The following is a 13066-nucleotide window of genomic DNA, read 5'->3' as shown; positions in this document are numbered from 1 at the left end:
AGCCGGCTATGGTAAATCTCACTTAGCTTTAATCAGTAAATCTTTTATGTCTTTTGGTTTTTATTTTGTAATAACTACCTTTATCAGGAAGTTTCACGACTTTATTTTAATAATTTAAAATTATATTATGAAAAATTTTATCTTAGGGTTAGCAGTTTTAAGTACAGTTATGATGAAAGCACAAACCCAGATTATTGCCCATAGAGGATATTTCCAGGCTGAGCCTCCAACAACAGAGAATTCAATTCAGTCATTGGAAAATGCCCAGAAATTAAAAATATATGGGTCGGAATTTGATGTAAGAATGACAAAAGATGGTGTATTGGTGATCAATCATGATGAACACCATGGTAAAATGGAAATTTCAGAAACTCCTTTCAAAGAACTGGAAGCCTTGAAATTATCCAACGGAGAAAAATTCCCGACCTTAAAAGATTATTTAAAACAGGGAAAAAAAGACAAATCTCTGAAGCTGATCGTTGAGATCAAGCCAGCGAAAACTCCGGAAATAGAAAATGAAATTACAGAGAAAACGATCAAAATGATTAAAGATATGAAGCTGGAATCTCAAAGTGAATTTATTTCTTTCAGTCTTAATATCTGCAAAGAGATCAAAAAACTGGCTCCGTCTTTTAAAGTTCAGTATCTGAACGGTGAACTGTCTCCTGAGCAGATCAAAAAAGAAGGATTAGACGGAATGGATTACCACTACAGTGTCTTCCAGAAAAACCCAACATGGATTGCTGATGCAAAAGCATTAGGGTTAATTACCAATTCATGGACCGTAAATGACGTTGCTGTTTACGAAGAATTGAAAAAACAAGGGATAGGATTCGTAACAACAAATATTCCTGATCAGTTGAAGAATAAATAGATTTAAAATCTTCAGAAATATAACAACTGAAGGACCACCTCCGGAGGAGTGTCAAAAATCAAAGAATTTTTGACGGGGGTGGGCAAACGGAATTTTTTAACCATCTCCACAAATAACCAATAATTTATACAGTCTGCCCATTATCAAGAGGCAGACTGTTTCTTTTTAGCAGTTAAGCCCCTTTTTTAATAATAAATGATATAAACAGATGTTTGGGTTTGTTTTTAATATGCTGTAAGTCATACTTTTATGTATTTCATGTGGTATTATCTCAAAGCAAGACAATAAAGATACATAAATGCATCTTTACCACCGTATTAAAAATACTTAATTGCTTAAGTGTTTGTTTATTAGTTGTTTAAATAGTTTTGTTAAGACTTGATTAATATATGGTTTAATGAATTTTTAAGAAACGTTAAAGTCATGTTAAGATCATCCTGGTAATGTCGTTCTAATTTTGCGCAAACAAAAAGGAAATGCGTAAAGAGACACAAAAACTGTTGGTTTTGTCGCTGTTAGGATTGGTCAGCGTCAATCTGGCAGCTCAGCAGAAAGCTAAAAAGGACACCATTAAAGGAATTGATGAAGTAGTTGTAACTGCTTTGGGAATCAAGAGGCACGACAGAGCTTTAGGGTATGTTGCCGAAAAAGTAGATGCCAAAACATTTGAAGAAACCCAGAACAACAACTGGGCGCAATCCATGGAAGGGAAGGTGGCAGGCCTTAAAATCCAGACTGCCGGAGCAGGGCCGTTGGGAACTTCCAGAATTACTCTGAGAGGGGAAAAATCTATTATGATGGATCACAACTACGCTCTGATTGTTGTGGATGGAGTGCCATTGGGGAATTCTACCACAGGTTCCGGTACGGCTGCGTATGGAGCAGGTTCCGGCGGCGATGTTCCCATCGATCTTGGAAATGGATTGAACAGCATCAATCCTGATGATATTGAATCCGTAACGGTATTGAAAGGAGCTTCTGCAGCCGCATTATACGGATCACGCGCTGCCAATGGAGCCTTAATGATCACCACAAAATCCGGCAAAACTAAAAACGGAAAACTGAGAGTCACTTTTAACTCTTCCTCAAGCTTTGATTCCGTCTTGAAATGGCCGGACTGGCAATACGAATACGGACAAGGAACACTGGCCACCAATACAGCAGGAAATTTTTACTACTCTTATGGCCTTTCTCCTGATGGACCAAGTACCGGAGGAACCAGTAGTGCTTTTGGTCCTAAATTCGCCGGACAGTATTATTTCCAATACGATCCTAATGTGATGGGACAGAGCAAGGAAAGACAATTATGGAGACCTTATGAAAATAATATTAAAGGTTTCTGGAGAACAGGTTCTACTTACTCTAACAGTATCTCGGTAGAAAGCTCCAATGAGAAAACCAGCTTCAGATCTTCACTTACCTATCTTAATAACGAATGGATGATGCCAAATACAGGCTTCGACAGATTCAATTTTGCTTTGTCATTTGCCCATCAGCTTACCCAAAAATTAAAAATATCAACAAAATTTGCTTATAACACTACTACCAGTGACAACCTTCCTGCGACGGGATACAACAATCAGTCGATCTCTTACTTCATGATCTTCCAGAATCCCAATGTGGATCTGGAGTGGTATAAACCGATCTGGAAGCCGGGGCAGGAACAGGTTGATCAGATCCATCCGTTCAGTTCTTATATAGACAATCCTTATATGATTGCTTACGAAATGCTGAATGGAGTCAGAAAGAAGACGATTACAGGAAATATTACGGCAGATTATCAGTTTAATAAAAATTTTAGTATAATGCTGAGGTCAGGGATTGAAATCCTGAATGAAAAAAGAACGACCAAAAGACCATGGAGTTCTGCCAATTACCTGAAAGGTTTCTATAGAGAGCAGTTTATCAAAAACCAGGAATATAATAATGATCTTTTATTTTCTTATAAAGCAGACTGGAATAAATTCAGTATTTCAGCGTCAGCAGGGGGAAGCATCCGTTATAATGAATACCTGCTTAATGATTATCAGGCCATCGGACTGAAAACAGCAGGGGAATACAGCCTTACCAATGCACTTTCTATTCCGGTTAAATATCCGGCACCAAGAGATAAACATGTAGACAGTGTTTACGGTTTGCTTACCCTGGGATATGACAATAAAATATTTGTGGACGTTACCGGAAGAAACGACTGGAGCTCTACGCTTCCGAAGCAAAACAGATCATTCTTTTATCCTTCGGTGAGTACCAGTTTCATTTTATCAGATATTTTTAATCTGAAAAGCAATAATCTGAACTTATGGAAACTGAGAGCTTCATGGGCAAAAGTAGGGATTGACAGTGATCCTTATCTTTTGGACAATTATTATACAGCAAGCAACATTACAGGAAGTGTAGTAGCACCTACCACTTTTAATAATCCTACCCTTAAACCTGAGAAAAATACCAATATAGAAGCCGGTATGGATTTCAGCCTTTTCAAAAACAGATTGAACCTGAATCTTACTGCCTATCAGAATTTCAGTGAAAACCAGATCATCCCTGTATCGTTACCTACCGAAGCAGGATATTCCAAAAGGATCATTAATGCGGGAAAAATCCGAAACAGAGGTCTTGAACTTTCTGCCGATATCTTAGTTGTAAAAGGCAAAGATTTCTCATGGAAAGTAGGTGGAAACTGGTCTACGAACGAAAACAGAGTGATGACCTTACCTGAAGGCTTTGATGGCATTGTTTCCAACGTAGGAGATGTAGTATTCTATAAAATGGAAGTAGGTGGTTCACTGGGAGATATGTATGGATTTAAATTATTAAGAAACCCGGACGGAAAAGTAATTTACGGAGACAACGGGCTTCCTGCAAGACCCGCAGATATTGAAAAAGTAGGAAATGCGTTCCCGAAATGGAGAGCCGGTCTTCAGAATGATTTCAAAATCAAAAACTTTACGATCAGTTTCTCATTTGACGGTCAGTATGGTGGTATTGCATATTCCCAGTCACATCATAAAATGTCTGAACAAGGTAAGCTGAAATCGACCCTTCCGGGAAGAGACAACCCTGGCGGAATAATTGTAGGAGACGGAGTAGTTCAGAACCCTGATGGCTCCTTCAGTCCCAACACAAAAGGAGTACTGGTATCTTCTTATTACGGAGATTATTACAGGAGAGCCAATGTGGAGACCAACAGCTTCAGTACGGACTTTATTAAACTGAGAGACGCAAGAATTGCTTATTCCTTCCCGAAAGAAACCATAAAATCTATAGGTCTGGATGACCTTACCATTGCCATTTTCGGAAAGAACTTATGGATGTGGACCAAGTTCCCGATGTTTGACCCTGAAGTGGCTACACTGGACAATGCAACCATCACTCCGGGAGTGGAAATGGGACAGCTTCCGACAGCAAGAACAGTTGGTTTTCAGTTAAATCTTAAATTCTAAAATTTTAAAAATGAAAAAAATAATCATACATCTGACATTGGCAGTTTCTGTTTTCATGCTTCAATCCTGTGACAGAACCTTTGATGAAATGAATACAGATACCAGTAAAGTTAAAGACCCTTCAGTTGGCAGCCTTCTCGCTCCGATCCAGTATGAAATGGGAAGTTATGGCTATAACAGGGCAGATGATTTTACATTTGATATCATGCAGATCGCTTTAGATTTTCCCAATGAAGGAAATTCCTACAGCAGATATTATATGGATGAAAAAAGTGGTAACGGATACTGGAATACTTCTTACAGATGGCTTAAGCAGGTAAGCGATCTTAGAAAATATGCAACAAAAGAACAGAATAATAATTATCTGGCTATTTCAATGGTCCTGAACGCATGGATTGCTTCCAATCTTACTGATGCTTTTGGGGATATCCCTTTATCTGAAGCATTAAGAGTTGAAGAAAATATTTTAAAACCAAAATATGATAAGCAGAAAGATGTCTATATCCAGCTGTTAAATGACCTGAAAACAGCCAACTCGTTATTCAATACCAATCAGGCATTAACGGAAACAGATCTGTTTTATAACGCCAATACAAATAGTCAGACCGGAATTTTAGGATGGAAAAAATTCTGTAACTCTCTATCATTAAGGTTACTGACCAGAATTCTAAGCCGGAACGGAGAAGTGAATGTGTATGAAAGAATTCAGGAAATTATCAATAATCCGGCACAATACCCAATTTTCCAGAACAATACAGACAGCGCAGTTCTGCCACTTTCCGGAATATCTCCTTACTTACCGCCGATCGCCCGTCCACAGGATTTTACAGCGTACAGGGCAGCAGGTGAATTCTTTGTTAATGCGATGAAAGATAACAATGATCCAAGGATGAGCATGTTTTTTACGAAAGCTAAAGCAACATCAGGAGAAGACCTTGGTTATAAAGGAGCTCCATCAGGATATGCTTTGGGAACCTCTTTCAACTATCAGCCTTCCAACCTGAACCAGAACCTGGCGAAAGCCCCTTTAAAGATTTTAATCATGACCTATTCTGAAGTACAGTTTATCCTGGCAGAATTAGTCAATAAAGGAATCATCGCAGGAAATCAGCAGACCTATTACGAAACCGGGGTGAAATCTATTATTGAACAGTGGGGAGCAACAGTTCCTGCCAATTACTTCAGTAATCCTAAAGTGGCGTATGACGGGTCTCTGGAAAAAATTATGCTTCAGAAATACATTTCCCTGTTTTTTGTTGATCATCAGCAATGGTATGAGTACAGACGTACCAAACTTCCGGCACTTCCAAATAACGGCGGACTTCAGAACGGCGGACAGATGCCTGTGAGATTCATGTATCCTACCGCTACAAAAGTGATGAATGCTGATAACTATAATGCAGCCGTACAATCCATGGGTGGAGACAATATCAATGTGAAAATGTGGTGGAATAAATAATTGGGATTTAAAGTTTAAAATAATTTAAAAATTTAAAAAAATGAGTATCAATATAAAATACATCATGCCTTGCATGCTGGTTTCAGCAATGGCCTTCTCACAAGCCTCTGTTGCCGGATATGTATTCGAAGACAGTAACAAAAATCAAAAGAAAGAAAACCGCGAAAAAGGAATTGAAGGAGTAGCCGTTTCTAATGGTGTTCAGGTAGTTCTTACCGATAAAAACGGAAGATACAGCCTGCCGGTTCAGGAAGATCAGACTGTTTTTGTCATCAAACCTTCAGGATATCAGACAGCTTTAAATACAAACAATCTTCCACAGTTTTATTATCATTATAAACCCAATGGATCCCCTGCAGATTTTAAATATAAAGGAGTAGCGCCCACAGGAGACCTTCCCAAAGAACTGAACTTCCCGCTTTATAAGCAAAACGAAAACAAAAATTTTGACATCCTTGTTTTCGGTGATCCGCAGCCTTACACAGAAAAAGAACTGGACTACTTCAAAAGAGGAATCGTAAACGAAGTGAAAAATACTAAGAAAAATGCAGTACTGGGAATCAGTCTGGGAGATTTGGTAGGTGATAATCTAAGCCTTCAGAAACCTTATGCAGACGTTATGAAAGAAGTTGGATTGCCTTGGTATAATGTGATGGGAAATCATGATATGAATTATGATGCAAAAGAAGACAAGCTTTCCGATGAAACATTTGAATCGAACTTTGGTCCGGCCAATTACGCTTTCAACTATGGTAATGTACACTTTATTATTTTGGATGATATTCTTTATCCGGATCCGAGAGATGGCAAAGGATACTGGGGCGGATTCCGTGAAGACCAGCTTCAGTTTATTGAAAACGATCTGAAACTGGTTGATAAGAATAAACTGATTGTCATTTCTTTCCATATTCCATTGGAACATAATAATGAAGACAACTTCAGAAATGCGGACCGTCAGAAGTTATTTGATTTCTTAAATCCTTTCCGGAATGTATTGCTTTTATCAGCACATACCCATATCCAGCAGCAGATTTTCTACGGCAAAAAAGCAGGCTGGAACGGAATCAAAGAATTACACGAATATAATGTTGGAACTACCTGCGGCGACTGGTATTCAGGAACACCGGATGATGCCGGACTTCCTACCTCAACCATGAGAGACGGAACCGCGAAAGGATATTCTTTCATCAGCTTTACAGACAATCAGTATAAAGTAAAATACAGAACTGCCGGAAAACCGGAAGACTATCAGATCAAATTATATGTTCCGAAAGTGATTTCTTCGTCAAGAACTTCAGCAAAAGTGCTGGCCAATTTCTTCATGGGAAGCAAAAAAGACAAAGTAGAATACAGAATAGACGGTGGAAAATGGGAAGAAATGACATATGATGAAACCATCGACCCGAATTTTGCTCTTTCTGTTTTCAAATGGGATTCTACAGAGAAAATTCTTCCGGGAAGAAGACCTTCTAATCCTGAAATGTCAAAGCATATCTGGGAAGCGGATTTTCCTAAGAAATTAGCATTAGGAAAACACAAAGTTGAGGTGAAAGCTGTCGATATGTATGGGAATGAATTCTCAGCTTCAGAAGAATTTGAAGTTCAGAACGCCATCCAGATTCCTTAAGCTTTTTTTTACTATACCTTTTTTTAGATTTTGAAACCGGTTCTTATGAGCCGGTTTTAATGTTTAATGAAGCATAGATAAACCACAAAAATCACAAAAGTTTTTAAAAACACAATTTTTTTAAGCTATAATTTTAAGTTTAATGAAGTACACTTAGATTTTATATAAAAAATATATGTTTTCATTTTATGTGAACTTTTATGAAGAGTGATTACAACTTTAAATTTCTCAATGTTAATCATCTTTTGTGGCTTTTGTGGTTAAATAAAATATAAGTTAAATCTATGCTTTCAATGCTTCGTAAAAATGTTCTTTCGTAACTTTGTAGTAAGAAAAGTATCATTACTATGAATATAAACGGAAAAAATGCCATTGTAACAGGTGGCGGAAGAGGATTAGGAAAAGCTGTAGCATTAGCTTTAGCCAATGAAGGAGTAAACGTTGCCATTACAGGAAGAAACGAAGAGAACCTTAAAATGACGGTTGAAGAAATCAAAAAAACAGGAGTACATTCAGCATATGCCGTATTTTCTGTAGACAATGAAATTCAGGTAAAAGCTGGAATAGAATCTTTAGCAGAGCAGTTGGGAGGAATTGATATTCTGATCAATAATGCGGGAATCGGAGACTTTGGTTCTATCGAAGAAATGCCTTCTGAAACATGGGAACAGGTGATTAAAACCAATCTTTTCGGGGTGTACTATGCAGCTAAGGCAGCTTATCCATTTATGAAAGCTAAAGGAGAAGGTGATATCGTGAACGTAGCCTCTACTGCAGGTCTGAAAGGAGGCCCGAATATGTCTGCATACGCCGCTTCAAAAGCAGCCGTAGTATCTCTTTCTCAATCCATGATGGCAGAATGGAGAAAACAAAATATCCGTGTCATTACGCTGACTCCAAGTACTATTGCTTCTGATATGAGCATCCAGGGCGGTCTTACAGATGGAAATCCTGATAAAGTATTACAACCGGAAGATTTTGCAGAATGGGTAAGAGATATCCTGAAAATGAACAGAAGAGCACTCATCGCAAACGGTTCTATTTTCTCTACGAATCCTTAAGAGATTTAAAAATTTAAAGTTCAGAGTTTAATGTTTAAAGTCTAAAGCTGTTAACAAGAATTCTTCTCATGAACAATAAAATTCAATAGGAGCGGGCTTTAGCCCGCTTTATTTTTTATGTTTCTATTTAAATTTTAGCCAAAACTTAGAATCTTTCGCATTTCAAAAAATCTACATAGCCTTTAGGATAGAAAAAATAAGTTTTGGCTGAAGCCAATGGAATTTGTCATGATTTTTAAGATGGGCTAAAGCCCATCCCTATTGAATATATTATACGCAATCATCTGTGGCATCAGTGCGATCCGTGGGATAAAAATTTCACAAATAAACCTACCCATCTTATTCCATCAATAAAATGGGCTTTCATCCACTCAAAAAAACATAAAAATCCCCGGTTTCAGCCAAAAATGGCTCCATCATTTTTTTAACAGTAATAACATTAGTATTTTTGCAGAAATTATTCACATGCAAAATTATTTAGAATTCAATTTCAAGATTTCTCCATTGCAACCCTGGAATGAGATATTAATGGCAGAACTTATAGAAATAGGTTTCGACAGCTTTACAGAAGAAATTGACGGAATTTTAGGATATATCCAGACAGATTTGTTTCACGAAGATCAGCTGAAAGCCCTTCCGATCTTTGAAAACGAAAACGTAAAAATCGAATATTCTTTCGAAGAAATGCCGAATATCAATTGGAACGAAGAATGGGAAAAGAATTTTTCTCCAATTAATATCGATGATAAAGTATTGATCAGAGCAGAGTTCCATGAATCTGTACCGGGAATGCATGAAATTATCATTCAGCCTAAAATGTCTTTCGGAACGGGGCATCACCCTACAACCCATTTGATGATCCAGCAAATGATGGATATTGATTTCAAGGGTAAAAAAGTATTGGATATGGGATGCGGAACTTCCGTATTAGCCATTTATGCAAAACAGCAGGGCGCCGGAGATACCAAAGCTATTGATATTGATGAATGGTCAGTAGAAAACTCAAAAGAAAATGCAGTAAGAAACAATGTAGAACTGGATATTGAACAGGGAACTGCAGAAAACCTGGGCAAAGAGAATTACGATATCATTTTAGCCAATATCAACAGAAATATCTTGATTTCAGATATCCCAACCTATGTTTCAGTATTGAATGACGGTGGAAAATTATTACTTTCAGGCCTTTGCTTCTTTGATGTAGATGATATTCTGGAAGTATGTAAAGAGAGCGGACTAGAGCTTAAAAGGAAGTTGCAGCGTGAAGAATGGGTAAGTCTTCTGCTTGAAAAATAACACACAAAAAAAACAAAATACGAATATGAAAACTCTATGGACAGCTTTACTTTTACTGATGCTGCAGTTTTTTACAGCTCAGGAAAATGAAGTATATGCAGATGGTATCTTTGGTTTCGAAGAAAATAAAGCACAGAAGATCTTTACAGATTGGACCCGTGTAAGACTGGATCCGGGAGTGAATGCCAGAATTGTAGATTCACTTCAGACCAATCAGCAGATAATGATTCTTAAAAAAGAAGAAGGCGTTCTGAAATTGGGAGAAAGAGCTGCCAACTGGTATAAAATCTCCTATCAGAAAGGAGAAAATACAATGGAAGGATATATCTGGGGTGGTAATCTATGTGTAGGATACCGCAATAAAAACGGGTACGATTTCCTTTTTGGGCTTTCCAAAACAATTGACAGGAAGAACAAAGAATTCAATGAGACTGAAAAGCAGAATATTGCCGGAATCAAAGTAATGGAAGGAAGTACACTTATGGATGAGGTATATTTTGATACAGGAAAAGGAGAGGAGCTTAGTTTCGGATCTTTCAATATAGAAAGCAGCCACAAGCTTCAAAATGTAGAATTTACTCTTAAAGCTTCAGTTTCCGGAGAAGCGTGTGGAATAGCCGGCTATGATCAGTACGTTCTTTTTAAAGATAAAAAACTTATTGCTCTTCCGCAATTAATGAATGTAGGGGATGCCGGTGCTTTTTATCACAGTGAAGAATATATTTTTCCAAATGATAAAGGAGGAATTCCCAATGCATTTATCTTAAAAGTGGAAGATATGGAAGTAGATGAGAAAGACAGAGAGAAGAAAAAACATTCTTCCAAAACTTACCTTTGGAATGGAAATACATACAGACTGAAATAAAATCAGAATGGAAACAATAAAAATCCCTCAATTACGGTTGAGGGATTTTTAGTATAATGTCATGATGAAACCCATTTGCAGATAACCACCATCGTTTTCATTAAAATTATTCAGTTTCAGCTATTGATTTGATAGATTGATAGAGATCACTTTCTGCATCAAGGTATAATTTTTTGCGTAAACGGTATTTCTTTGTTTGTACAGATCTGTGCTCCATTGAAGAATATTGTGCAATTTCTTTTGAAGAGAATCCTAACCATATCATAGCACAGAAAGATAGATCGGAATGAGAAAGACGAGGGTTGATTTTTAAAAGCTGCTGGCAGACTTCAGGATAAGTTTTCTGAAATAATGATAAAAAGCCAACACTGTTTTTTTTTGCCAGCTGGATGATCTGCTCATGATTTTCACTGAGCTTTCTTTTTAGAATTTTTGTTTCTTCTTCCTGCTGAAGAATGATTTGTTTGCTTTCTACAAGCTTTTTTTTCTTTCTTTTAATCTGCTGATAAAAATAAAGAGACAATACAGTAACAATTACCAATGAGATCCCTCCATACCATAAAGCTGCTTGATTTTTAGCTTTCATTTTTTCTTCCTCATCTTCTTCAGTTATTTTGTTGAAAGATAATGTGATAGCACTGCTTAGGTTATCGTCTATACTATCATTTAGTGAGGATGCTTTGTTTAAATACTCGACTTCTTTGTCAGTTCTTTTTAGTGCTTTGTACACTGAGGCAAGCGATCTGTAATCATTTAAAACCAGCTGAGGTCGGTCGACTTCTTTTGCCAGTTTAACAGATTGGGTAAAAGCATCAATAGCCTCGTTATTTTTTTTCTGTACCTGCATAAAGATACCATAATCATATAAGGTTACTGCTCTTTGGTACTTATTATGCTTAAACCTTTTGGTGTCTAGCAGGTCAAAGGCTTTTTTAAAATAAGAGTTGGCTGAATCTAAATTCCACTTGTATATTGTATAATGCCTCGCTATATGGGCTATATCTAAAGGATTGGGATCTATTTTCATAGCTTTATGGAGATAGACGAGTGATGAATCATGCTGTTTAATTCCGTCGAAATAGACCGATCGGGTTGAATAGACATACCGTAAGAAAAAACGGCAGTCCTGATTATCTTTTTTTAATCTTAAAGCATATTTCATGGCTTTTAAATTATAATCTAAAGCCATTTTGGGGAGATTCATTCTGTTGTAGACTTGTGAATATTCCTGGATGATTTTACCCGTAAGAAAGTCGTCATTAATCTTTTTTGATTTTTCCTCGGCATAATTCAGGTATTCTATGGCCTTTTTAAATTCTCCTATCAGCCAGAGACGATTCGCAATATTGGCATAACCCCAGGCTTCTCCTTTAGGATATTTATTCTGAATGGCTGATTTTATAATTTTTTGATTCCAGATGATAAGATCCTTGTTAGACAATCTCGTTCTGAGTTCTTCATTGGTTTTTATAAGTAAAGTATCTATTTGCTGTACATTATAGTTCTGTGCAAACAGTTTTGAACAACAAAATGTAAAAATCAGGCAATAGATTATTCTATTAAAGTTTTTCAATGTCTTCATGGCCATAGAATAAATACTGTATTAGAGTTAATACAAGAATTAAATATGATGCAAGACAAAATTGAATTCATTATGATACAGACTGCAGTTTATTAATTCTTGTCATTAAGTATAATGCCGGTTATAAAAAAACGGGTGGGATTATTAATCCCACCTGTAGGCATCATAAAGGTTTTTTGATCTACTTTGTGTTTTAGAATCGATAACTTGTCTGCAATTTCAAAAAAAAAAACAATCGGGAAGAATAATAGAATACATCATATATACATCATTTTATTTTTGCGCTATCTTCAAGGTTGTTTATCATGTTGTATGCATGATGTATATTCATAGTGTGTGAGTACTGTATATGGGCTTTGTTATGTTGTGGCTGCTGTGTTTGCTTTTGCGTAAGGGATGTGATCAAGAAATAGAAAATAATTTATTAATAAGGGTGAGTCATTCTTTCCCTGTGTTTTTCACTAAAAATTAACACTGCAAATCCTACTTTACAATAGATATAAATAGATCTACTGCTGAAAAATGAACATTATATCAAATACATCAGATATCAGATAGGATTACAATGAGATGTTTTATACAAACTATGCATTGATTTTTTTCAAAAGGAAGAATAAGTTATCCGGGTAATAAACTTGTTATTTTCAATACATAATGATGAAATCGGGATGTCCTGTTTCTTTTTTTTCGTTTGTAATAATTGTGGGTATTAAAACAAAAAAGACTCATTGTTTCCAATAAGTCTTTAAGTGAGCGCGAAAGGATTCGAACCTTTGACCGTCTGCTTAGAAGGCAGATGCTCTATCCAGCTGAGCTACGCACCCTAAATTTTTTTAAGTCGGGGCGGCAGGATTCGAACCTGCGA

General features: G+C 36.7%; 8 protein-coding genes and 1 tRNA gene. 7 read left to right on the top strand and 2 right to left on the bottom strand.

Translation table 11 applies throughout. The features are described 5' to 3' along the window. Window positions 1-127 precede the first annotated feature (127 nt). From LIV57_RS21300 to LIV57_RS21270, 7 genes are all read left to right on the top strand, one after another. Entirely contained in the window at window positions 128-874 is a 747-nt protein-coding gene (locus LIV57_RS21300) for a glycerophosphodiester phosphodiesterase family protein (RefSeq protein ID WP_227944212.1), read from the top strand. 476 nt (window positions 875-1350) lie between these two features. Beyond that, entirely contained in the window at window positions 1351-4314 is a 2964-nt protein-coding gene (locus LIV57_RS21295; protein WP_227944211.1) for a SusC/RagA family TonB-linked outer membrane protein, read from the top strand. A 10-nt stretch (window positions 4315-4324) separates the two neighbouring features. Next, on the top strand, window positions 4325-5773 hold the full coding sequence (locus LIV57_RS21290) for a SusD/RagB family nutrient-binding outer membrane lipoprotein (RefSeq protein WP_227944210.1): 1449 nt from the start codon (window positions 4325-4327) through the stop codon (window positions 5771-5773). A gap of 64 nt (window positions 5774-5837) precedes the next feature. Next, window positions 5838-7400, top strand: coding sequence for a calcineurin-like phosphoesterase C-terminal domain-containing protein (locus LIV57_RS21285; protein ID WP_227944225.1), 1563 nt, complete (start codon window positions 5838-5840; stop codon window positions 7398-7400). Window positions 7401-7747: 347 nt separating this feature from the next. Then, a complete protein-coding gene (locus tag LIV57_RS21280) occupies window positions 7748-8461 on the top strand; it encodes a 3-ketoacyl-ACP reductase (protein WP_227944209.1) in 714 nt (237 codons plus the stop codon). Window positions 8462-8926: 465 nt separating this feature from the next. Continuing rightward, on the top strand, window positions 8927-9754 hold the full coding sequence (gene prmA / locus LIV57_RS21275; RefSeq protein WP_227944208.1) for a 50S ribosomal protein L11 methyltransferase: 828 nt from the start codon (window positions 8927-8929) through the stop codon (window positions 9752-9754). Between the two features lie 25 nt (window positions 9755-9779). Continuing rightward, window positions 9780-10619, top strand: coding sequence for an SH3 domain-containing protein (locus tag LIV57_RS21270; RefSeq protein WP_227944207.1), 840 nt, complete (start codon window positions 9780-9782; stop codon window positions 10617-10619). A gap of 106 nt (window positions 10620-10725) precedes the next feature. Here LIV57_RS21270 and LIV57_RS21265 read toward each other — a convergent pair whose 3' ends face one another. Next, window positions 10726-12201, bottom strand: a complete 1476-nt coding sequence (locus tag LIV57_RS21265) for a tetratricopeptide repeat protein (RefSeq protein ID WP_227944206.1) — start codon at window positions 12199-12201, stop codon at window positions 10726-10728. 750 nt (window positions 12202-12951) lie between these two features. Next, window positions 12952-13025: transfer RNA gene (locus LIV57_RS21260), tRNA-Arg, on the bottom strand. Window positions 13026-13066 lie beyond the last annotated feature (41 nt).

Source organism: Chryseobacterium sp. X308, assembly GCF_020733145.1.
Lineage (GTDB): Bacteria > Bacteroidota > Bacteroidia > Flavobacteriales > Weeksellaceae > Chryseobacterium > Chryseobacterium cupriresistens.
This window is presented reverse-complemented; position numbering and strand designations above follow the sequence as displayed.

Coding starts and splice junctions, on each gene's coding strand:
- LIV57_RS21300 (WP_227944212.1), top strand. CDS start 128: ATGAAAAATTTTATCTTAGGGTTAGCAGTTTTAAGTACAGTTATGATG.
- LIV57_RS21295 (WP_227944211.1), top strand. CDS start 1,351: ATGCGTAAAGAGACACAAAAACTGTTGGTTTTGTCGCTGTTAGGATTG.
- LIV57_RS21290 (WP_227944210.1), top strand. CDS start 4,325: ATGAAAAAAATAATCATACATCTGACATTGGCAGTTTCTGTTTTCATG.
- LIV57_RS21285 (WP_227944225.1), top strand. CDS start 5,838: ATGCCTTGCATGCTGGTTTCAGCAATGGCCTTCTCACAAGCCTCTGTT.
- LIV57_RS21280 (WP_227944209.1), top strand. CDS start 7,748: ATGAATATAAACGGAAAAAATGCCATTGTAACAGGTGGCGGAAGAGGA.
- prmA (WP_227944208.1), top strand. CDS start 8,927: ATGCAAAATTATTTAGAATTCAATTTCAAGATTTCTCCATTGCAACCC.
- LIV57_RS21270 (WP_227944207.1), top strand. CDS start 9,780: ATGAAAACTCTATGGACAGCTTTACTTTTACTGATGCTGCAGTTTTTT.
- LIV57_RS21265 (WP_227944206.1), bottom strand. CDS start 12,201: ATGAAGACATTGAAAAACTTTAATAGAATAATCTATTGCCTGATTTTT.